General features: G+C 57.1%; 20 protein-coding genes. 9 read left to right on the top strand and 11 right to left on the bottom strand.

Annotated features, from left to right (window positions below):
• Positions 1-14 precede the first annotated feature (14 nt).
• Positions 15-683, bottom strand: a complete 669-nt coding sequence (locus RB602_RS01550; protein ID WP_317082321.1) for a TetR/AcrR family transcriptional regulator — start codon at positions 681-683, stop codon at positions 15-17.
• A gap of 189 nt (positions 684-872) precedes the next feature.
• Between RB602_RS01550 and RB602_RS01545 the strand changes: the two genes are divergently transcribed.
• The 3 genes from RB602_RS01545 (at position 873) to RB602_RS01535 (ending at position 3979) form a co-directional block, all read left to right on the top strand.
• Entirely contained in the window at positions 873-3266 is a 2394-nt protein-coding gene (locus RB602_RS01545; protein ID WP_317082319.1) for a TonB-dependent receptor, read from the top strand.
• Between the two features lie 57 nt (positions 3267-3323).
• A complete protein-coding gene (locus RB602_RS01540) occupies positions 3324-3713 on the top strand; it encodes a DUF4345 domain-containing protein (protein WP_317082316.1) in 390 nt (129 codons plus the stop codon).
• 86 nt (positions 3714-3799) lie between these two features.
• A complete protein-coding gene (locus tag RB602_RS01535; RefSeq protein ID WP_317082314.1) occupies positions 3800-3979 on the top strand; it encodes a hypothetical protein in 180 nt (59 codons plus the stop codon).
• A 534-nt stretch (positions 3980-4513) separates the two neighbouring features.
• On the opposite strand, the gene RB602_RS01530 is transcribed toward RB602_RS01535, so the two are convergent.
• Positions 4514-4984: a hypothetical protein gene (locus RB602_RS01530; protein ID WP_317082312.1), complete on the bottom strand. Its 471-nt coding sequence runs from the start codon at positions 4982-4984 to the stop codon at positions 4514-4516.
• Between the two features lie 3 nt (positions 4985-4987).
• Positions 4988-6577: a peptide chain release factor 3 gene (locus tag RB602_RS01525; RefSeq protein WP_317082310.1), complete on the bottom strand. Its 1590-nt coding sequence runs from the start codon at positions 6575-6577 to the stop codon at positions 4988-4990.
• A gap of 122 nt (positions 6578-6699) precedes the next feature.
• Here RB602_RS01525 and RB602_RS01520 point away from each other — a divergent pair, with 122 nt between their 5' ends.
• Both RB602_RS01520 and RB602_RS01515 read left to right on the top strand, forming a co-directional pair.
• The gene (locus RB602_RS01520) at positions 6700-7881 is read left to right on the top strand and encodes a flavin monoamine oxidase family protein (protein ID WP_317084614.1); all 1182 of its coding nucleotides are present in this window, start codon (positions 6700-6702) and stop codon (positions 7879-7881) included.
• 63 nt (positions 7882-7944) lie between these two features.
• On the top strand, positions 7945-9177 hold the full coding sequence (locus RB602_RS01515; RefSeq protein WP_317082308.1) for a flavin monoamine oxidase family protein: 1233 nt from the start codon (positions 7945-7947) through the stop codon (positions 9175-9177).
• A gap of 90 nt (positions 9178-9267) precedes the next feature.
• Here RB602_RS01515 and pheT read toward each other — a convergent pair whose 3' ends face one another.
• The 5 genes from pheT to rpmI all read right to left on the bottom strand — a co-directional run bounded on the left by pheT (position 9268) and on the right by rpmI (position 15019).
• The gene (pheT, locus tag RB602_RS01510; protein ID WP_317082306.1) at positions 9268-11778 is read right to left on the bottom strand and encodes a phenylalanine--tRNA ligase subunit beta; all 2511 of its coding nucleotides are present in this window, start codon (positions 11776-11778) and stop codon (positions 9268-9270) included.
• Complete coding sequence (gene pheS, locus RB602_RS01505) at positions 11775-12887, bottom strand: phenylalanine--tRNA ligase subunit alpha (protein ID WP_317082304.1); 1113 nt, start codon at positions 12885-12887, stop codon at positions 11775-11777. Before pheS ends, pheT begins: the two co-directional genes overlap by 4 nt.
• Positions 12888-13000: 113 nt before the next feature.
• Positions 13001-13909, bottom strand: a complete 909-nt coding sequence (locus RB602_RS01500) for an AraC family transcriptional regulator (protein ID WP_317082302.1) — start codon at positions 13907-13909, stop codon at positions 13001-13003.
• A gap of 500 nt (positions 13910-14409) precedes the next feature.
• Positions 14410-14772 carry a 50S ribosomal protein L20 gene (gene rplT, locus RB602_RS01495; RefSeq protein ID WP_317082300.1) on the bottom strand — a complete coding sequence of 121 codons (363 nt, stop codon included), beginning with the start codon at positions 14770-14772 and terminating at the stop codon, positions 14410-14412.
• A gap of 43 nt (positions 14773-14815) precedes the next feature.
• Entirely contained in the window at positions 14816-15019 is a 204-nt protein-coding gene (gene rpmI, locus RB602_RS01490) for a 50S ribosomal protein L35 (RefSeq protein ID WP_317082298.1), read from the bottom strand.
• Between the two features lie 140 nt (positions 15020-15159).
• Here rpmI and RB602_RS01485 point away from each other — a divergent pair, with 140 nt between their 5' ends.
• Together RB602_RS01485 and RB602_RS01480 are read left to right on the top strand one after the other, a co-directional pair.
• Entirely contained in the window at positions 15160-15816 is a 657-nt protein-coding gene (locus RB602_RS01485) for a uridine kinase family protein (protein WP_317082296.1), read from the top strand.
• A gap of 451 nt (positions 15817-16267) precedes the next feature.
• Complete coding sequence (locus RB602_RS01480) at positions 16268-16669, top strand: DUF7674 family protein (RefSeq protein WP_317082294.1); 402 nt, start codon at positions 16268-16270, stop codon at positions 16667-16669.
• 2 nt (positions 16670-16671) lie between these two features.
• Here the strand turns inward: RB602_RS01480 and hisN are convergent, their stop codons facing one another.
• Genes hisN through RB602_RS01465 form a run of 3 tightly spaced genes read right to left on the bottom strand, consistent with a single transcriptional unit; the run spans position 16672 to position 18842 of the window.
• The gene (gene hisN, locus RB602_RS01475) at positions 16672-17448 is read right to left on the bottom strand and encodes a histidinol-phosphatase (RefSeq protein ID WP_317082292.1); all 777 of its coding nucleotides are present in this window, start codon (positions 17446-17448) and stop codon (positions 16672-16674) included.
• A gap of 15 nt (positions 17449-17463) precedes the next feature.
• Complete coding sequence (locus tag RB602_RS01470; protein ID WP_317082290.1) at positions 17464-17871, bottom strand: hypothetical protein; 408 nt, start codon at positions 17869-17871, stop codon at positions 17464-17466.
• Between the two features lie 35 nt (positions 17872-17906).
• Positions 17907-18842 carry a ribose-phosphate pyrophosphokinase gene (locus RB602_RS01465; RefSeq protein ID WP_317082288.1) on the bottom strand — a complete coding sequence of 312 codons (936 nt, stop codon included), beginning with the start codon at positions 18840-18842 and terminating at the stop codon, positions 17907-17909.
• Between the two features lie 214 nt (positions 18843-19056).
• Here RB602_RS01465 and RB602_RS01460 point away from each other — a divergent pair, with 214 nt between their 5' ends.
• A complete protein-coding gene (locus RB602_RS01460) occupies positions 19057-20745 on the top strand; it encodes an NAD+ synthase (protein ID WP_317084613.1) in 1689 nt (562 codons plus the stop codon).
• Positions 20746-20854: 109 nt separating this feature from the next.
• On the top strand, positions 20855-21475 hold the full coding sequence (locus tag RB602_RS01455) for a Panacea domain-containing protein (protein WP_317082286.1): 621 nt from the start codon (positions 20855-20857) through the stop codon (positions 21473-21475).
• Positions 21476-21683: the final 208 nt, after the last annotated feature.

Genomic DNA, 21683 nt, shown 5'->3' with positions numbered 1-21683 from the left:
AGCAACGCTATAGCTTAGCCGACCGGCTCTTCCGGGCCGATGCCATTTCGCAGAAAGCGGTTGGCGCGCTGGCCGATCTCGGCAATGTCTGCGTCGCTGAGCGTCTCGTCTTCGTTCCAAACACCATAGCGCAGGCCAAGGAACACATTCATTCCCATCAGGGCCCAGGCTTCCAATTCGCCCATATCACCACGCATCTCTCCAGATTCGGCTCCGGCCTGGAGGCGGCTGGCAATGCGCTCGGCGACTGTCTCATAATGGCTGCGATAGCTGTCTGGATCGACAAATTCCGCTTCATCAATGATGCGATAAATCTCTTTATGGCTGCGGGTGAAGGCAAGGAAACCTTCGAGTGCCAGTTGCTCGCGTTCCAAGGCATTGTCTGCAGCAGACATAGCGCTTGCGGCATGATGCCCCACCTCTTTGGACATATGCTGCACCAGGGCGCGGAAGATCTCATCCTTGCTGTCAAAATAGGTGTAGAAGCTGCCCAAGGCGGTGCCGGCGCGACGGGTGATGCTGCTCACCGAAGCCTCATGATAGCCCTTTTCGCCAAATTCCAGCGCAGCCGCATCAAGCAGCTTTTTCTGTGTCGCACGCCCGCGTGACGTGCGCGGCTCTTTGCCCGTTTTCCGCAGTTCAGGGTCTTGTGCCTCTGCCTTGCTGCTGGCCTGCTGATCCACAGACGCACTCCCTTTTCCGCTAGAACTGTCCGCAGTTGGCCTGCCGCCACCTGTGTCCTGATTGCATCAGTTTACGCCATGAAATCAAGGGGCGCAAACAAAAAGTTGAAAGGTGGTTCATCTTTCATTATAGGCGGTCTCAGTTAATCAGGCGCGGCATCAGATCGCGAGAGAATGCAGGAGAGGATTATGTTGCGGATCGCCAAGCATCGCGTGGCTCCAGCCGGTATCGAATCAAAAGCCTATTGGAAACGGGGCCTGCACGGCAGCGCCGCCATGATGGCATTCATGTTCGCGGGCCTGTCCGCCCCGGCCATGGCGCAGGATACGCCGCCACCGCCTCAGGATGTGGCGCAAAGTGATGAGGATGATGGCGATGTTATCATCGTCACCGCGCGGCGGCGCGAGGAAGCGCTGATTGATGTGCCAGTTGCGGTCACCGCCTTCAGCCAGGACCAGCTGCGCGATCTGCAGGCGCAGGATCTGTCCGGCATTCAGGGCGCGGTGCCCAACCTCAATCTGGTGCAGGGCCGTGGTTCGGCGACCAGTGCCAATATCTTTATCCGTGGCGTCGGCCAGCCCGATGCGCTGCAGACCTTTGACCCGGCTGTCGGCGTCTATGTTGATGGCGTTTTTCTCAGCCGTATTCAGGGCGCTTTGCTGACCCTTTCGGATGTCGAGCGCGTCGAGGTGCTGCGCGGACCACAGGGTACGCTCTATGGCAAAAACACTATTGGCGGCGCGGTCAATATCGTCTCGCGCAAGCCCGATCTTGATGAGTTTCAGGCGAGTGGCGATGTCACCTATGGCAGCTTCGACCAGTTTACCGTCAATGGCTATGTCTCGGCGCCGATTGCCGAGGACAGCGTCGCGCTCTCAATCGCCGGGCTTTATGATACGCGTGATGGCATTATCACCAATCCGCTGACCGGCGAGGATTTCAACGATCGCGATAATCTGACCTTTCGCAGCATCTTGCGGGTGCAGCCGTCTGATTCGATCGAGCTCAGCCTGTCAGGTGACTATACCCGCCAGCGCAATGCCCTGAACCTCGGCGCGCCAACAGCACCGATTATCCAGACAGATTTGGCGTTAGGCCCCCAAGTTCTGGTCGAGCCTGATCAATTCGGTCCGTTTGATTTTGAATCGGCTACCAGCTTCACCAATGGTGAGGGCCAGGAACTGGACCACTGGGGCCTGGCGCTCAATGCGAATTTCCAGCTTTCAGACAATCTGGAGCTGGTATCGATCACCTCTTATCGTGATCTAAACACCGAGTTCTTTATCGATATTGATGCCACCCAGGCAGAGATTGGCGATGTCTTTGTCGGCACGGACCAACGGCAATGGAGCCAGGAACTGCAGTTGCGCTATAGCAGCGATAATCTGAACGGTGTCTTCGGCCTCTATTATCTCAACGAACGCGTGACTTCGGATCAGGAAGCCTTTGCCGATGATCTCTTCGCCTTTGGTGGCGCGCCGATCAGCTTTACCCGGCTGATCAATGATGAGCAGGAAACCGACAGCTATGCCGCCTTTGGTCAGCTAACCTATGACCTCAGCGATTACTGGTCGATCACGGCCGGTCTGCGTTACACTTATGAGGAGCGGCAATATAACCGCTTCACCACCACCCAGTCTGATCTGGCACCGTTTAATGGTCTGGATTTCAGCTTTCCCGGCGACCTGCCGCCGCCGCTGAATGAGGATGACAGCCAGTCCTTCGATGCGTTTACCCCCAGCCTGACCATCAGCTATACGCCCGCACCGGATCGCCTGATCTATGCCAGCGCCAGCCGTGGCTTTAAATCGGGCGGCTTTAACGGTCGCGCCAACTCGCTGGCCGACCTGACGCTGTTTGTGGATGGCAACCCCGAACTGGTCACGACATTCGAGCCGGAAACCGTGTGGACCTATGAGATTGGCGGCAAGGCGTCATTCCTCGATGGCGATGTTGTTGTTTCGGCTGCGGCCTTTTATTCCGATTATCAGGATTTCCAGGCGCGTGTTGGTGGCGGCATTGATGGCGGCGCCGGTGTCGGCGTCTTCCCCGTGCTTAACGCCGGTGAGCTGGAGATTTACGGTTTTGAGTTGGAGGCCACGGTCAAGCCGCTCGAGGGCCTGACGCTGATGAGCTCGCTCGGCTATCTCGAAGCGCAGTATAATGAGTTTAACGATGGCCGCCGGGTGCCGCCGCAAAGCTTCTCTTGTAACCCGACCGGCGAGGAAATCATCTGCGAACCCGCTTTCGCGCCGCCAATCAATGCGCGGATTGCGGGCGATTATACCTTCTCGCTCGGTTCAGCCGATATCTCCATTGGCGGTGAAGCCCGCTATGTCGGCGAGCATTTCCTTTCGGTGGATAACCGCGAAGGCCTGCGTGAAGATGGCTATGCGTTGCTCAACGCCTATGTTCAGGCGTCGTTTGATGATGGCCGCTATTTCATCCGCGGTGGCGCGCGCAACCTCACCGATACGCTCTATCGCACCGACGGGCAGGAGTTCAGCTCAGTGGGCAATATCCAGACCGTCTATTTCGGCGATCCGCGCACCTTCACCATTACCTTGGGCTTTAACTATTAAGCCGATTGAGGGCTTCAAAGGCGCATGATAGGCTCCCCGAAATCAGGGGAGTCGATCATGCGCAAATGGCTTGAGTATTTCGTCATCTTTTTCGGCAGCGTATGCTGCCTGATCGCCCTGGCGCATATCGCACTGGGGCCGAAATCGATCCCCGGTTCGATCCCGGTCAACGCCACCATGGACAGCGAGGACCGCTTCTATGCGACACTGTTCCTCGGCTTCGGCATAGCCCTGATCTGGTGCGCCCGCGCGCTGCATGAGGCCGAGCGGATACGGGTATTCGGCTTTTTGCTGCTGATATTCTTCTTCAGCGGCGTGGCGCGGATTATCTCCTGGGCCATGGTCGGCCCGCCGATTGCGCTGTTTATCTTTCTGATGTTTGTGGAACTGCTGCTGCCGCCGCTGCTCTGGTGGTGGCATAAGGCGACTTTGGGTCACGCGCAGTAGAGGCAGCAACGAGGCATTGAAAATAGCGCATTGTCGACTTAATCATCGAATGTTGGAAACGCCTGTTCTTGCCGAGGATTAAGGGAATGGCCACGAAGAAAAAGGGACAACTCACCGTTTCCCCCGAATGGGCTAAACACTTGCGAGCCTTTGCCAAGAGACAGTTCTGGAGAGGCGAAAGGCGTGCTGGTCAAAATGAAATCCGTAAAGAAGTAATTGCCGCTAGGCATAACGTCGACAAAGCCGCTTCAGACAAAGAAGGATGAAAGTACGAACTGTATATGCTCTGCGGAACACCGCCAATGATTTGCGCGGTCGCATATGTAAACGGCGCAACGACGATCGATACTACTTCTCGATTGACAGGCTGAAATATTGTGATGATCTGCCTGAGAAGGTTTGGGAGAATGATTACCCGCCCTCAGGATTATATGCGTCTCGACCAGAAGCAAAAGCGGCTTTGGTCGCAGAATATCCTGAACTTGTAATCGAATGCGATTTTGATCGAAGTGCTTTCGACCTGGATATCGGGCCCCAACCGGATATTTACTGACTATAATCGCTGCTTGCACCAAAACAGTTCGCCCTGAGCTTGTCGAAGGGCCGTTACTTTGTTTCACGCGAAGCCCGAGAAGATTTTGAAGAGCTAGAGGTCTTGGCCTGCTTTGTGCTTTTGTGGCTTAGTGAGAAATTTTCACACACTAAGCCACAAAGGCTCCAAAATAGTAACCCCGTCATTCCCGCGAAGGCGGGAATCTATAATGAAGTGTGAGGATAACCGTAGCTAAGGGCGCACACCTTTATGCCTGCCCATTGCAACTCACAGATTTGAATGAGTTCGTCTTCAAGTCATAAATGATGCTGACAAGAATGCAGCCACCGTCATCTATCCCTGGAAACTCGGTTTCATCATCTACCCAGACGCTTTGGTCTGTTTGGAACTGTGGCTTTTCATAAAGAAACTCGGGGCATGGCACAGGCCTTGTTGTGCTTTCACCATTATTCAGAAGCACTTCTTGCTCGCATGTTTCATCAGGCTTGAGAGCATTGTCAAAATTACGGATGTATCGAGCATGAACTTCATCATTTGATGCCAAAAAATATACGCGAGCGTATTGTTCCATTTCATAGGCGTCATCTGGTAGAGTTATAGTGCTCTCAATTTTGCGGGCTAACATGTCTTGATAGCCAGTATTTTCAGTTTGCTCTCCACATGACATCAAAGCCAGCGGCAAGAGCGATCTGGTTATATTGATTTTCAGCTCGTCCATAAACTACCGCTCCCTTGTCGCCTTAAACGCAATTTCCGGATTGCGTTCTTCCTGATAGCCGACATCCCAGGTGGATTTGGCGAGGAAGACGAGGTTGCCGTCGCGGTCTTTGGCGAGATTGGCCTGGCTGATGCGGGCGAAGCTGTCGAGCACGCTGTCCTCGCCGCTGATCCAGCGGGCGGTCTCGAAGGGGGCGGCTTCGAGCATGGCCTCGACCTTATATTCCGCCGATAGCCGTGACACCAGGACATCGAGTTGGAGCTGGCCGACCACGCCGACAATCCATTGGCCGCCAATCTCCGGGTAGAAGACCTGAATTACGCCCTCCTCAGACAGATCATCCAGCGCCTTGCGCAGTTGCTTGGTCTTGGTCGGGTCTTTGAGCGCAACGCGGCGCAGTATCTCCGGTGCGAAATTGGGCAGGCCGGTGATGCGGACATCGTTCTTCTCAGAGAGCGTATCGCCGACGCGCAGCGTGCCATGATTGGGGATGCCGATAATATCGCCGGGCAAAGCGGTATCGGCAATTTCCCGGTCCTGGGCGAAAAACATGATTGGCGAATGCACCGCAATCGGCTTGCCATGGCCGCTGGGCGTCAGCTTCATGCCGCGTTTGAACGTGCCCGAACACAGCCGCATAAAGGCGATGCGGTCGCGATGCTGCGGGTCCATATTGGCCTGCACTTTGAAGATAAAGCCGGTCACATCTTTACCATCGGGCGCAATCTCCGTCGGTTCGGCAGGCTGCGGCCTTGGCGGCGGAGCATGGGTGGCAATCGCCTCGATCAGTTCCTCAACCCCGAAATTCTTCAGCGCCGAGCCGAAATAGACCGGGGTGAGATCACCGGCGCGATAGGCCTCGACGTCAAAATCGCTATAGGCTTCGGCGGCCAGCCCTGCCTCTTCCTGCAGCTTTTCCAGCGCATCGGCGGAAAGCGTTTCGGCCAGCTCGGGATCGTCCAAACCATCAAAGGCCTGCGCATTGCCGAGATACTCTTTGGCCTCGCCCTCGGGCTGGCTGAGGCGATGGCTTTCCAGCGACCATATCCCTTCAAACAATCCGCCCATACCCGCAGGCCAGCTCATCGGCACAACATCGAGCGCCAGCATATCGGCGACCTCATCGATCAGCTCGAACGGATCGCGGCCCTCGCGATCGACTTTGTTGATAAAGGTGATGATCGGCACCGAACGCAGGCGGCAGACCTCGAACAGCTTGCGTGTCTGCGGCTCGATCCCCTTGGCCGCATCGATCACCATGATCGCGCTGTCGACTGCGGTCAGCGTGCGATAGGTGTCTTCGGAAAAATCCTCATGCCCCGGCGTATCGAGCAGGTTGAAGGTGATGGTCTCGCCATTGGCACCGGTACGTTCAAAGGTCATCACGCTGGAGGTGACCGAGATGCCGCGCTGCTGTTCGATCTTCATCCAGTCAGAACGCGCCCGCCGCGCCTGTCCGCGCGCCTTCACCTCACCGGCGAGATGGATCGCGCCGCCGGTCAAGAGCAGCTTTTCGGTCAGCGTCGTCTTACCCGCATCGGGATGCGAGATAATGGCAAAGGTGCGGCGGCTATGGGTGTTGGCTTGGTTCATGCGGCTGTCTCTAGCCGATTTTCCGCCACTGGCAATGACCATGGCGGCTATGTCGCTGACGGCATGCATGTTAGGCTCGGAGTAAGGGCCGGAGAGACAGGATCAAAAAAGGCGTGGCCGTGATGATTGACAGCAGGGCAGATAAAAAAAGGGGCTTTGGCGAGCGTAAGCTTCTGGGCTATCTCCGGACCAATTGGAGCCGTGACCCCTATAGCTATGGTTCCTATTCCCATTTTGCCAAAGGTACCGATCGCACACTGGTCGCGCCGCTCGCCAAACCGCTGGTTGACCGCCTGTTTTTCGCCGGTGAGGCCATGCACCCGCACTATAACAGCACGGTGCATGCAGCGCTGGAATCCGGGCAAAAGGTCGCGGCGTTGATCAAAGATGCGGGATATGCCCATATCGCTGTTATCGGTGCCGGGGTCAGCGGCCTTGCCGCGGCGCAGCTACTGACGGAAACCGGCGCGGCCGTCACCATATATGAAGCACGTGAGCGAATTGGTGGCCGTGTCTGGACCAATCATGATCTCGGGCCACCGCTCGATCTCGGTGCCAGCTGGATTCATGGCATGGAGGGAAATCCGCTCACCGATTTGGCAGACAACAAGGGCATCAGGCGTGTTCAGAATGACAAGAGCCTGACTATTCGCGGTGGTGACGGGCGACGTATTTCCAACCTGTCTGCGCCGGACTGGCTGACCACCGTCACTGATGTGCAAAACAGCCTTGGTGCCGATCCTGAACGTCTGAACCTGGCGCTGTATGAGAAAGGGGATGGCCATGCCGGGCCGGATGTCATCTTCCCTGGAGGATATGCGGCGATCCTTTCGGCTCTCACGGGCGACTATGCGGTGAAGCTCTCCACCCCGGTCGAGGCTATTGCCTATGGCCAGAAAGGCGTGACGATCCGGGATGCCGGTCAGGCGAAAGAGCATTTCGATGCGGCTATTGTCACTGTTCCGCTCGGTGTGCTCAAACGGGGTATGATAGCTTTTGATCCAGCGCTGCCTGCAGAAAAACGGGACGCGATTGATGCCATGGCTATGGGAACGCTCGACAAGCTTTACCTGTTGTTTGACGAAGCATTTTGGGATGATTCAACATTTATTACCACCCCGGAAAATGGCCTGCCGCGCGGGCAGTTCAATGACTGGATGACCTTCCACAGATATCTCGATGCTCCTGTCATCCTGGCGTTTAACGGCGGCCCGGCGGCGCTTGCCCTGGCGGAGGATTCGGATGAAGCGTTGCTGGAAAAGGCGCTGGCCACATTGGAGCGTGCATATCCGTCCGATAAGTAAAGTGATGTCCGCTATGGACCGGACCGCTTTTTCCCTATGGTGATTTGGTCTAGTCTTTGCGCAATGCAAAGACGTGACCTTCTCAAGAACCTGGCCCTTTGCGGCCTGATCACAGCGCTGCCTGCGCCGCTTACCGCAATGACCCGCTCCGGGCCGCGAGGGGCCAAGCTGCTTGGCTATGTCCGCACAAACTGGAGCCGCGATCCGTTCAGTTTCGGGGCCTATTCCTATTTCGCCCGCGGCTCCAACCGCCGCGATTTACGCGCGCTGGCCAAGCCGGTGGGTGACTGGCTCCATTTTGCCGGAGAGGCGACCAACACCGACCACACCAGCACCGTCCATGCTGCCTATGAATCAGGGCAAAGAGCGGCGCGTGCTGTCAGCAAAGGGGATGCGCAGCGTATTGCGATTATCGGCGCAGGGATCAGCGGGCTTTCGGCAGCGCATTATCTTGCTGAGAGAGGTCGCGACGTCACTGTGTTTGAAGCGCGTAATCGGCTGGGTGGTCGCATGTGGACCGATAATAGTCTGGGCGTGCCGCTCGATCTCGGTGCCAGCTGGATACATGGCATGCGCGGCAACCCGCTGGTTGATCTGGCCGAGCGTTCGGACCAGTCTTTTGTGCACACCAATGAAAGCTATTGGATCCGGGGCGGCGATGGTCGCAGAATCCGCACCCGCAATGCGCCGGACTGGCTTTATACGGTTGGCGAGATTCAGAATGAATATGCCGCAGACAGCAGCCAGATCGATTTCGGCGCCTATAATTATCAGGATGATTATGGCGGCAAACATGTCATCTTCCCCAAAGGCTATGCCGGGATATTGGATGCGCTGAAAGCGGATTACACGCTGCGTCTTGAAACCATTGTCACCAGCGTGGAGAAGCACGCCGAGGGCGTGACCATTGGCCTGGATACTGGAGCAGAACAGGTTTTCGACGCGGTGATCGTAACCTTGCCGTTGGGCGTATTGAAAAAGGGTTCTGTGCGTTTTGATCCGCCTTTGCCGCAGCGCAAGCAACAGGCGATTGACCGGCTCGGCATGGGTACGCTTGATAAAGTCTATCTGCTGTTTGATCGCGCCTTTTGGGATGACGCGACCTGGATTGCGACGCCGGAAAACGGCTTGCCGCGCGGTCAGTTCAACATCTGGTTCAACCAGCACCGCTTTACCGGAAGCCCGGTATTGGCCGCGTTTAATGGCGGATCATCGGCCCTGGCACTGGCGGGGCAGAGTGATGAGGATATGGTGGCGCAGGCGCTGGCGACGCTGGCGCGGGCTTATCCTGGCTAATACCTTCCGTTCGCCTCGAGCGAAGTCGAGAGGCCGTAGCAAGTGGAGGGATGTGTCTCGACTGCGCTCGACACGAACGGGGCTATTTCGTTAGCCGCGCAACTCTGCGCCCAGCTTGGTGGCATTGGCGATGATCTTGTCGGAAATCGCTTTCAGCTCTTCATCGGTGAAGCTCGTCGTGCCGGGGCGTAGTGTGACTTCGAGCGCGAGGGATTTCTTGTCGTCGCCCAGTTCTGCGCCGGTAAACACGTCAAAAATCCTTGCGCCGACAATCGCCTTTTTATCTGCGCTCTTGACCGACCGGACCAGATCACCCGCGGGCAGTGCTGCATCCACGACAAAGGCAAAGTCGCGCGTCACATCCTGCAGCGCGGGCGGCGCATAGCCTGAGCGCATATGGTCACTGCTGCGTTTGGCGGGGATGGCGTCGAGGAAAATCTCTGCCGCCATGACCGCACCTTTGAGGCCGAATGCCTTGGCGGTTTTGGGGTGTAGCGTGCCATATGCGGCGAGCAGCTTTTTCGGGCCGAGGCGCAAGGTGGCCGACTGGCCGGGATGATAATGCCCGCCCGGCCCGGCATCATCGGGGACGAAATCCATTAGATTGCCAACCGGTGCGCCTGCCGCTTCGAGAAGCGCCAGAACTTCAGCCTTGATCGCATAAGGATCAAAGCCGACAGCTTTGCCGGTTTGCCATTGGCGCGGGGTTGCCTCGCCGGCCAGCACCAGCCCGATAGTGGCGCGCTCGTCGCTGGCATTGGTGCCGCTGCGAAAGTAGCGCCGCCCAACTTCGAACAGACAGATTGACGTCGCGCCGCGATCCATATTGCGCTTGGCGGCCGATAACAGACCGGGCAGCATCGAGGTGCGCATAACCTTGAGGTCTTCCGAGATCGGATTGGCGAGTACCCAGGGGACGGTGTTGTCGCCCCCCGGGTTGCCCTGACCGCGCAAGGCTGCGTCTTCCTTCTCCGAGATAAACGACCAGTTGACCGCCTCGTTAAGGCCCCGGGCAGCCGCAGCACGACGCACTTTGCGTTCCATAAGCTGGGCGGGGGAAGCTGTCGGCTTGGCAACGCCCGGTGCGCGCGGCAGCGGCGTAGAGGGCACCGCATCCAGCCCGGTGATGCGGATAACTTCTTCGACAATATCGGCTGATCCATGGACATCGCGCCGCCATGTAGGGACCAATATGTCCCATTTCTCGTCGCCCCCGACTTGATCGGGGGCACGGCTTTTTTCTTGTGTGCTTGCAGAAGAAGCCTGATCCCCGCCTTCGCGGGGATGACGGGTTATTGCAAAGCCGAGCCGCTCCAATATCGCCTGTTGCTCATCGAGCGCGACATCGACACCGCCCAGGCGCAGGCAATGCGATGGATCATAGTTGATGCTGCGCTGCTCGGTCGGCGGGGTGCCGGTGCGGGTGATCTCGCTCGCCTTGCCGCCGCAGAGCGATACGACATAGGCGGTCGCAATTTCGATACCATCATCAAGAAAAGCCGGATCGACGCCCCGCTCAAAGCGCTGCCGCGCATCGGAGGTCAGCATCAGCTTCTGCCCGGTCATGGCGATCCGCTCGGGCGTGAAATAGGCGCATTCGATCAGCACATCTGTCGTGTCATCCGCCGCGCCGGTGGCCTCGCCGCCCATAATGCCGCCAATATCATGCGCGCCATTGCCATCGGCGATCACCGTCATGGTCTCGTCGAGCGTATATTCTTTGCCATTCAGCGCAGTCAGGCTCTCGCCCGGCCTGGCCTTGCGCGCTTCCAGCGGGCCGTTCAATTTGGCGATATCATAGACGTGCAGCGGGCGGCCGAGATCGAACATCACATAGTTGGTGATATCGACCAGTGCCGAAATTGGGTTCTGGCCGATGGCGCGGAGCCGCTGCTGCATCCAGTCTGGTGCCGCGCCATTGCTGACGCCCGATACGATGCAGGCGTAGAAAGCCGGACAGCCTTCGCTATCGCTGATACGGATATCCGGGCCAGTGCCTGAACGCTCGACAGCATCGGCGTTCAGCGGCTTTAGCGTGCCGATACCCGATGCCGCCAGATCGCGGGCAATGCCGCGCACGCCCATGCAATCCTGTTTGTTCGGCGTTACCGACACATCGATCACCGGATCATCAAGCCCGGCATAATCGGCATAGCTCTGTCCCACTGCGCTTTCCGCATCAACGTCGAGCTCGATAATGCCGTCATGATCCTCGCCCAACTCTAGCTCACGCGCCGAGCACATCATGCCGAAGCTCTCGACATCGCGAATCTTGGCCGGTTTCAGCGTGAAATCGCTACCCGGAATATAGGTGCCCGGCGGGCCGAATACGCCGACCATACCAGTACGCGCATTGGGCGCGCCGCAGACCACCTGCCAGGGCTGATCCGAGCCGTCATCGACCTTGAGCAGTTGCAGCTTGTCGGCATTGGGGTGGGGCCCGGCTTCCAGCACCTTGGCGACACGGAACGGACGCAGCGCATCGGCGGGGTTCTCCACGCCCTCCAGCTCAAGGCCGATAGCGGTCAGTTTGTCTGTGATTTCCTCAAGGCTCGCCTCGGTGTCGAGATGCTCTTTGAGCCAGCTTAGCGTGAACTTCATGCGCCCACCCCCCCGGACAATGTCGGCGTGTCGAGTGCACCAAAGCCATAATGGCCGAGCCAGCGCAGATCGCCATCAAAGAACGCGCGCAGATCGTCCATGCCATATTTCAGCATCGCCAGACGGTCGATGCCGCAGCCAAAGGCAAAGCCCTGCCACTCATCCGGATCAAGGCCGCAATTGGCGATGACATTGGGGTGGACCATGCCGCTGCCCCCCAGCTCCATCCAGCCGCCATCGGGGCCATAGGGGTCGCCACCAATGATCCGGCGACCTTTTTCGACAGTGAAGCCCATATCGATTTCCGCCGAAGGTTCGGTGAAGGGGAAGAAGCTGGGGCGCAGTCGCAGGGTAATATCATCGCGCTCAAAAAAGGCGCGGACAAATGTCTCCAGCGTCCATTTCAAATGCCCCATATGGATATCGCGGTCGATCACAAGACCCTCAACCTGATGGAACATCGGCGTATGGGTGGCGTCGCTGTCGGAGCGATAGGTGCGGCCCGGCGCGATAATGCGGATCGGTTCGCCCTTACCCTGGCTGCGCTCGGCCACCTCGACCATGGTGCGGATTTGCACCGGGGAGGTATGTGTGCGCAGCAGCATGGCGCGTTCGTCGCCATCGGTGTCGGGGAAGTAAAAGGTATCATGCATTGCCCGCGCCGGATGGGTCTCCGGGATGTTGAGCGCAGTGAAATTGCGCCAGTCATTCTCAATCTCCGGGCCAGTGGCAACGGCAAAGCCGAGATCGGCGAAAATCTCGGCCAGTTCATCCATCACCTGCGATACCGGGTGGACACTGCCTTTCGGATTGTCCGCGACGGGCAGGGTCAGATCAAGCGATTCCGCCGCCAGTTTGGCGTCCAGTGCCGCATCTTCCAGCGCCTCTTTACGCGCGGATATGGCATCGGCCACCGCGGCACGCGCGCCATTGATGCGTGGGCCTTCACTCTGGCGCTCTTCCGGCGTCATCTTGCCCAGCGTTTTGAGCAACAGGCTGATCTCGCCCTGCTTGCCGAGAGCGGCAACGCGCAATTGCTCCAGGCCCTCAAGATCGGCATGTGCGATTTTGGCCAGATAGCCATCGCGGATGGTTTCTATATCGCTCATCTGTCTTTCACTTTACCAGCGGTGCTTATGCGCGGATCGCTAAAGCAAGGCTGGCCAGTGAAAGCAAGGCCAGCGGGCATTGGGGTGCAAGAATCTGTGCGGTGTATCGCGGCTTAGTCGCTGTCGTTGGTTTCGACCGGCTTGTGCAGCACCTGCATCGGCGCGCCGGCCGCGGCCATACGCGCCTTGGCCGCCGCCATCATTATTGGGTGAGGCTTGGCGGCATAATCACCCGGACGCATCCCCATAAAGCGCAGAAAGTCGCGGCTGAAATGTGCCTGATCATGATATTGCAGATCAAGCGTGTTGATCCAGCGCAGCGAAGGATCAATCATAAACTGTGCCAGCGAGCGCAAGAAACGCTGACGCCGCAACAGCAATTTCGGCGGAAAGCCAAAGACCCGGCGGCTAAAGCGTTCCAGCGAGCGTTCGGTCATTGCCAGGCGTTCAGCTAGCGCGGTGACGCTGACGAGCCGATCATCCACCAGCGCGCTATGCGCCTTGGCAATGCGCGGATCGGGTTCAGGCTGCTTCGCGACGATGGCATTCAGAGCCTTTAAGATGGCCGCTGCCTCCGCTTCGTCATCTTCGGGTTTGTCCAGCGATATGCTCTGCAGCACGGCAAGCAGATTGCCAAAGACCGGGTCGGTTTCGGCATCGACCGCGCGGTCGGCATAATTGTCGGCATCTGCCCCGACAAACATATGCCAGCCCAGAGGCAATAGCCCAATGCCCCAAATCGATGCGTTACCGGGTGAGAAATAGCTCGATATGCTGGTCGGGCCCGATATGAATATGCGCGATCGCTTGCGCGGCTTTGCGTCGCCAATGGCGCCGGTTACGGCCTCACCGCGAACCAGTCTGATATTAGCCCATTCCGGGTGGAGAAAATCCTCCAGCCGGGGCCGGTCGCCGCGTTCAATGTCCAATCGGTACAGCGTGGATATATAGGGCGCAAGTGTGTCACCCGGTGAGAAAAACCGGAGCGTAATGCCGCTCATATCCAACGCAGAATCGGTCACTATTCCCGGGCACCACCATCCCAAGCAGCAAGAATGTCCGCGAAAATGGACCAATTGTCGGAAATTTACAAGGCGAGCGGCAAAGAGATTTTTTACCATAAGTGACATTCATCACATCTGCCGCAACCGGTGTCCGTTAACAGGGGGCATCAGCTAACCACGTCAAAGCAGTGCCGGTTGAACAATGCGACCCTTTCGGCCGGTGATGTGATGACAGGGGGCCATCCTGTTCTGCTGCGGAGCAAGATGGTTGTCGGCGCCGGATCGGGTTCCGCCCGGTCCGGCGTTTTCATATGGCCCTCCCCGTTTACGGGGAGGTGGCTCGCCGTAGCTTTAGCGAAGGCGAGACGGAGGGGGATATCCACTTGCGCCGCGTCTGGCAGTTCGCCCCCTCCACCGCCTTCGGCGGTCCCCCTCCCCATCCTGGGGAGGATATTATAAAGCAAAAGGCCGCCACCCTGATGCAGGGCGGCGGCCTTTTGGATTGGCTATGAAAACGCTCAGGCCTTGGCCAGTGCGTCCTGTGCCTGTTTGACGATGGTCTTGAACACGTCATTTTCGTTCATCGCCAGGTCGGCGAGAATCTTGCGGTCCAGATCAACCTCAGCCAGCTTCAGGCCATGCATGAACTGGCCATAGGTCAGGCCCTCAGCGCGAACGGCAGCGTTGATGCGCTGGATCCACAGGCTGCGGAAATTGCGCTTTTTGACCTTGCGGTCGCGATAAGCATATTGACCGGCCTTCTCGACCGCCTGCCGCGCGACGCGGATGGTGTTTTTGCGGCGGCCATAATAGCCTTTGGCCTGCTCTAATACGCGTTTGTGTTTGGCGCGGGTGGTAACACCCCGTTTAACTCGTGCCATAATGTTATCCTTTCAGAATGTCGCTGAGAATTGGGCGCACGGCTTATTTCAGGCCGTAGGGTGCCCATTTCTTGATGGTCTTGGCATCGGCATCAGAGATGACGGTGGTGCCACGGTTCTGGCGGATATATTTGGAATTATGGCTGATCAGCCGGTGGCGCTTGCCCGCGACACCATGCTTCACCTTGCCATTGGCGGTGATCTTGAAGCGTTTCTTGACCCCGCTCTTGGTCTTCAGCTTGGGCATTTTCGTCTCCTTAAAGTCAAAATGACGATTACGGACAGACATGGCAGCCCTACCGGCCAGCCTGTCCCGATTCTCTCACATTTTCATGCGAAGCGCGGCCATTAGCGGTGTGCGACGGAAAATGCAAGCATTGCCTGTGCATGTTTTGGACCGTGCCCCAGCGATTGCGCCTGGCAAGCAAACATGTCTATGTGCGCCTTGTGGCCAGACTTCTCAAAGATCGCATCGCATCCATTATCGATGGCTTGAGGAAGCTAAACCAGCAGAATGGCGAACCTGTCCTGTTAGCGATCGACGGCAGAAGCGGCAGTGGCAAGACCAGCATCGCTGCAATGATGGCATCCCAACTGCCATGCACCATTATTCCGGGCGACGATTTTTACGCGGGCGGGGTGAAGCTGCATTCCCATCCTCCCGAGACGCTTGCCGATATCTGCATTGATCGAGAGCGTTTGCGCGCAGTACTCAAGAGGCTAAAATCCGGACAATGGGCATCCTATGCCGCTTTTGACTGGGAAGCCTTTGACGGCAGGCTGGCAACTCGTAAAACAGTAGTTGAACCGCAGCCATTTCTGATTGTGGAAGGTGTTTACAGCTATCACCCCGATTTGCGCGATATGGTCGATCTGGCAGTGTTGATTGAAGTGCCCGAGAAAGAGCGCATGCACCGCCTCTTGGCTCGGGAAGGCGAACTGACGGATTGGGAAAGGCAATGGCACCGGGCGGAAGACTGGTATTTTGCCGAACTATCTCCGCATAAGTGCTTTGATACCGTGCTGCGTAATGTCGATAGTTGATCATCAAGTCTGGCCGTAGGTCAAATGTATTTCACGCGAAGAGCGCTAAGATTTTTAAGAGGTCTGCGCTTTGGTGTACCCGCTGATTACATCCTCAATGCCGCGCAAGCGGGAATATTGGATATGTTATAGACTCGCACAAAGCCACAAAGACACAAAGAAGGTTGTTCTTGGCCTGAGTCTCTTGGCGGCTTTGTGCGAGCCAAACCTCAATTCCCGCTTGCGCGGGGCCAGTGGGACAAAGCTAGTCAAAAAACCGCACATATCCCTTAAAAATCTTAGCGGCCTTAGCGTGAAACCTGATCAGGCGAGGACCTATCAGTCAATAAACCAGCATCGTAATAAGGCGATAGCGTTGCTATCTTTACCCTAGGCAAAAGGCTATGATTAAAGCGACTAGGGTTGCTGGCCTTGGGAGGCTGAAGTGATACTCCGCAATGAGATGATCCCGATGTATCTCGATATTGACCCAAGCTTCCAAGGGGCATGGGGAGACTTCTTGGTTGAGTGGGAAGACTATGAGGAGGAAGGGGGAGACACGGACCTTCCGATCTATTTGGTTCTTTCTGATTTGGCGCGACACCTCATTGCAATGCTTGCAAAAGGCGAGACGGATAAATTCCGACAGATATTTCAACTTGTGGATCGCTGGTGCCTCGAAGGTGAGCATTATGTTCAAGAAGCCGCAGTGGTTGGTTTGCTGGAAGACTTGCAAAATGAGGGCCTGCACAGCACTACCAAGCCATCCGGCTTTGAACCATGGCTTTTAAGTGAATCAAAGTATTGGTGGGATAAGGTCGCGGCCTTTTGGGAGAAAGGCGAACTTATTGTTGATGATAGGCCCGCCAAATAGCGTCATCCCGTCGCCATCGCCCCGATAACATCCTCCAGCCTTGCCGGATCACCGATAGCCAGAACCCGGCCATCGGACTTGGCGTGTAGCGGGTCGCCATACCAGTCGCACATCATGCCGCCGGCGCCTTCGACCACCGGGACCAGCGCGGCGTAATCGTGGAGCTTCAGGCCGCTTTCGCAGACAATGTCGAGATGGCCGCTGGCGAGCAGGCCGTAATTATAGCAATCACCGCCCCAGATCAGTCGCTTGGTCTCGGTCTGCTTGGCCAGCGCGGAGAAATAATCTGCATCCTGATTGCTGAACAGATGCGGGCTGGTGGTGGCGAGGATCGCTTCGTCGAGCTTGGGGCAGGGGCGGCTGCGCACAGGTTTGCCATTGAAGAGCGTTTCGCGGCCCGATACGCCGAGCCAGCGTTCGCCCGAAATCGGCTGATCGATAATGCCGATCACCGGAAAATCATTGACGGTGAGCGCGATCAGCGTGCCGAATAGCGGCCGCCCGGCGATAAAGCTGGTGGTGCCATCAATCGGATCGAGCACCCAGCAGCGGCGCGACATGCCCGATTTGCGGCCGAATTCCTCGCCAATAATCGCATCTTCAGGCCGCTCGGCTTCCAATATCTGACGCATCGCACTTTCGGCGGCCTTGTCGGCCTCGGTCACCGGCGACTTGTCGCGCTTGGTCTCGGTTTCAAACTCTGCTCGATAATAGGGCCGGATCGCGGCTGCAGCGGCGTCAGCCAGACGTTCGGCAAGGGTAATGTCTGCAGGGGTCATGGCGGCCCTTTTTGTTTAAGCGTCCTCAGCCTCATTTGTAACAGGCTGCCAGGCCCAGAGATAGAGGATCAGGCCGGTAATGATAAACAGCGCAAAGCCGGAAAGCATCCAGGCATTGGCATACCAGTATTCGCCCCAGCTAAACTCGCCCGCCATGATCTTCTTCCAGCCATTAAAATGCTGCATGCCGGCAACGACAAGGCCGAAAACCGCAAGGACAGAAGCAATCCAGCGATTGAGCCAATGCTGCGGCTGGACCAGCAGCATTAGGCCCAAAAGACCGATGACCGTGCGCTGCGCCCGGCAATAGGGGCAGACATAGACCAGCTCGCCTATCTCTGTGCCCCAGGCACCGACGGATATGATGATCGCCAATATCGCAATAGCGATGCGATAGCGGAACAGGAGCGCGAGGCTCGGCATAGTCAGGTCCTTGTCTTTTGGAAGCGGGGTATGCGTTAGTCAAACAGGCTGGAAACGCTGCTTTCCTCGGCAATGCGGCGCATCGCCTCGCCCAACAGCGGTGCGATCGGCAGCGGGCGGATGCGATCCGACGCTTTGACCTCTTCGGTCGCCTCAATCGAATCGGTGATCACAAGCTGTTTCAGCGTGCTTTTGTCGACCCGCTCGACCGCTGCGCCGGAAAGCACGCCATGCGTCACATAGGCGGCAACATCGACCGCGCCCGCCTCGCGCAACGCATCAGCCGCGTTGCAGAGCGTGCCACCGGAATCGACAATATCGTCGATCAGGATGCAGAAGCGCCCTTCGACATTGCCGATGATGTTCATCACTTCCGATTCGCCTGCTTTTTCGCGGCGCTTATCGACAATCGCCAGCGGCGCGTTGTTGAGCCGCTTGGCCAGCGCCCGGGCGCGGACCACACCGCCAACATCGGGCGAAACCACCATCAGCTCATGCGCACCGAAACGCGCCTGAATATCCGCCGCCATCACCGGCGCGCCATAGAGATTGTCGGTCGGGATATCGAAAAAGCCCTGAATCTGCCCGGCATGCAGATCAACTGAAAGAACGCGGTCAGCCCCGGCCACAGTGATCAGATTGGCGACCAGCTTGGCCGAAATCGGCGTGCGCGGGCCGGGCTTCCGGTCCTGCCGGGCATAGCCGAAATAGGGGATAACCGCGGTGATCCGACGCGCCGAGGCACGTTTCAGCGCGTCGATGCAGATCAGCAATTCCATCAGATTGTCATTGGCGGGGTAACAGGTGGACTGGATCAGAAACACATCCTCGCCGCGCACATTTTCATGGATTTCGACGAAGATTTCCTCATCGGCAAAGCGGCGGACGCTGGCATCGGTCAGCGGCATTTCCAGATAGCCCGCAATCGCCCGCGCCAATGGCAAATTGCTGTTCCCCGACATGATTTTCATGAGTGCCCGCTCCCCGAAATGGTCCCCGATTGTCGCTGCGCCCAGTCTTTAGCATCACGCGCCGAAAGCGAAAGACGAAACTTTTGTGACAGTGCAAAAGGCCGTGGATAATCTCCTCCAATGATCTGGGGGTCATGGGGCGGCGCTGGCAGGGTCTGCTTGCCTTTGGGTGAAAATCATTGCCGCCAGCGGCGCAGCTTTCTATCAGGCGGTCATGACTGATCGCCTGATTATCACCATGGCCCAGCTCAACCAGAAAATGGGGGCGCTGGGCGAGAATGCCGATGCCATGCTGGCGGTGCGCGCCGACGCGATGCGCGATGCACCCGCCGATGCGCAGCCCGACCTGATCATCTATCCCGAACTGCAGCTGATCGGCTATCCGCCCGAGGATTTGGTGCTTAAACCGGCGCTGATCCATCGCGCCTCGGAAGAGCTGGACCGGTTGGCGGCCGCGACGGCAGATGGCGGCCCGGCGATGCTGGTTGGCAGCGTATTTATGGATGGCGACAAACTGCACAATGGTGTGGCGATTCTCGATGGTGGCGCAATCGCTGATGTGCGGCTAAAGCATGAACTCCCCAATTATGGTACCTTCGATGAGCTGCGTCTGTTCAAACAGGGGCCTTTGCCGCGCCCGGTGGAGTTTCGCGGGGTCAAGCTCGGCCTGCCGATCTGCGAGGATGGCTGGCTGCCCAAGGTACCGCGCCATCTTGCCGATCAGGGTGCCGAATTGCTGATCTCGGTCAATGGCAGCCCTTATGAAATCGCCAAGGAAGAGCATCGCGAGGTTGAGGTGTTTCGCAGCCGCGTCAAGGAAACCGGCTTGCCGCTGCTCTTTCTCAACCGCGTCGGCGGTCAGGATGAGCTGGTATTTGATGGCTGCTCCTTCGTGCTCAATGCGGATGGCGAGACGGTGCATCGCCTGCCCGATTGGGAAGAGCATATCCGCACCACCATCTGGGAGCGCAGCGACAGCGGCTGGACCTGCGCCAATTGTTCCGGGCCGGAGACGGTGGCGTCATGGGATCAGCATCCGGCGGATATCTATAATGCGATGATTGTTGGCTTGCGCGACTATGTGAACCGCAACGGCTTTCCCGGCGTGGTGCTCGGCCTGTCGGGCGGGATAGACAGCGCGCTGTCAGCGGCGGTGGCGGTCGATGCATTAGGCGCGGACCGGGTTTGGTGCGTAATGATGCCGAGCCGCTATACCAGCGAGGAGAGCCTCGACGATGCCGAGGCCTGCGCCAAAATGCTCGGCACAAGGCTCGACACCATCGCGATCAATCCGGCGGTCGAAGGCTTTGACGCAATGCTGGAGGACAGTTTTGCCGATGAGACGGTCGATATAACCGAGGAGAATATCCAGTCGCGCATCCGTGGCGTGACGCTGATGGCGCTCTCTAACAAGTTCGGCCATATGCTGCTTACTACGGGGAACAAGAGCGAGATGAGCGTTGGTTATGCCACCATTTACGGCGATATGGCGGGCGGCTATTCGGTGCTGAAAGACGCCTATAAGCTGACAGTGTTCGCGCTGTCACGCTGGCGCAATCACAACAAGCCCTCGCTCGGCCTCGGCCCCGACGGCCCGGTGATGCCTGACAATGTCGTCACCAAACCGCCCAGCGCCGAACTGCGCCCTGACCAGAAGGATTCGGACAGCCTGCCGCCCTATGAAGTGCTCGATCCGCTGCTCAATGGCTTGATCGAGAAGGAACAGTCGGTCGATGATCTGGTCGAGCAGGGCTTTGACCGCGATACGGTTATCCGCATCGAGCGCCTGCTCTATATCGCCGAATATAAACGCCGACAGTCGCCGCCGGGCGTAAAACTAGGCAGCCGCAATTTCGGGCGGGACAGGCGCTATCCTATTACCAATGCGTTTCGGACGGTGTGAATAGACACCCAAGCAATTGAAATCTGAGTCTATTTTTTATCATATATTCAATGACTTGATTTTAAAGTATACAGTAAGTATATTTTTGAACAGGCCATTGGAGTGTGTTTTGCCGGATATCCAGTTTGATAGGAACAAGATGCGTGCAGTTATACTGCATGTTTGCCATGCTTGTTCTCCGGACGATCTTGGTGCGGTTAAGCTTCATAAAGTTCTCTATTTTCTAGATATGTTGTCTTATGCTCACCACAGGCAAGTTGTGACTGGGGCTACGTATCGGAAAAGGCCATATGGTCCTGCCTCCGATCAGTTGCTGTTTCAACTCCGGGAGATGGAGCGTGCTGGCGCGATAGAAATAAATGAAGTGGATTATCACGGCTACCAAAAGCGCGAATACAGGGCAAAAGCGACAGAACCTGAAGGTGTGCTGTCTGAAATGGAAGTCGATTTGCTTGACGATATTATCGATTTCGTTTGCAGGGATAACACCGCAAAAAGCATCAGCGAATATAGCCATAAATTACCTTGGCAAATGGCTGATATGGGGAAAGAGATTCCCTATCATTCAGCGTTACTGTTGATACCTAATGAGCCAACTCCAGAGGCTCTAGACGCAGCTAGCGAGGGGCAAAGAGAGTTTGAAAAAGCGAGATCGGACAAAAACGCCGTGGATATGTCGCTACTCTCCACTTTTCGAGAGAGCCTATTACAGTCGGCTGGACAGCGTTGATCCAGTTGGATTTGAAGAGGTATTAAGAAACTTCGAGGATCTCGCCGAATTTGACCCTTATATGCTGGGTGTGCCGCATCCTGACATTGATGACATGTGGGTCTACGAATCTCCATATTTAAGGCGTCTGCCTCGCGCAGTAATTGTTTTCACAATCAATGACGAAGAAGGCGTTGTAGATTTGTGGAACATTCACAGGCTGTAATAA

The organism is Parasphingorhabdus sp. SCSIO 66989, from assembly GCF_032852305.1.
GTDB lineage: Bacteria > Pseudomonadota > Alphaproteobacteria > Sphingomonadales > Sphingomonadaceae > Alterisphingorhabdus > Alterisphingorhabdus coralli.
Note: the sequence above shows the minus strand (reverse complement) of the source record. Positions and strands in the feature narration are given on the sequence as shown.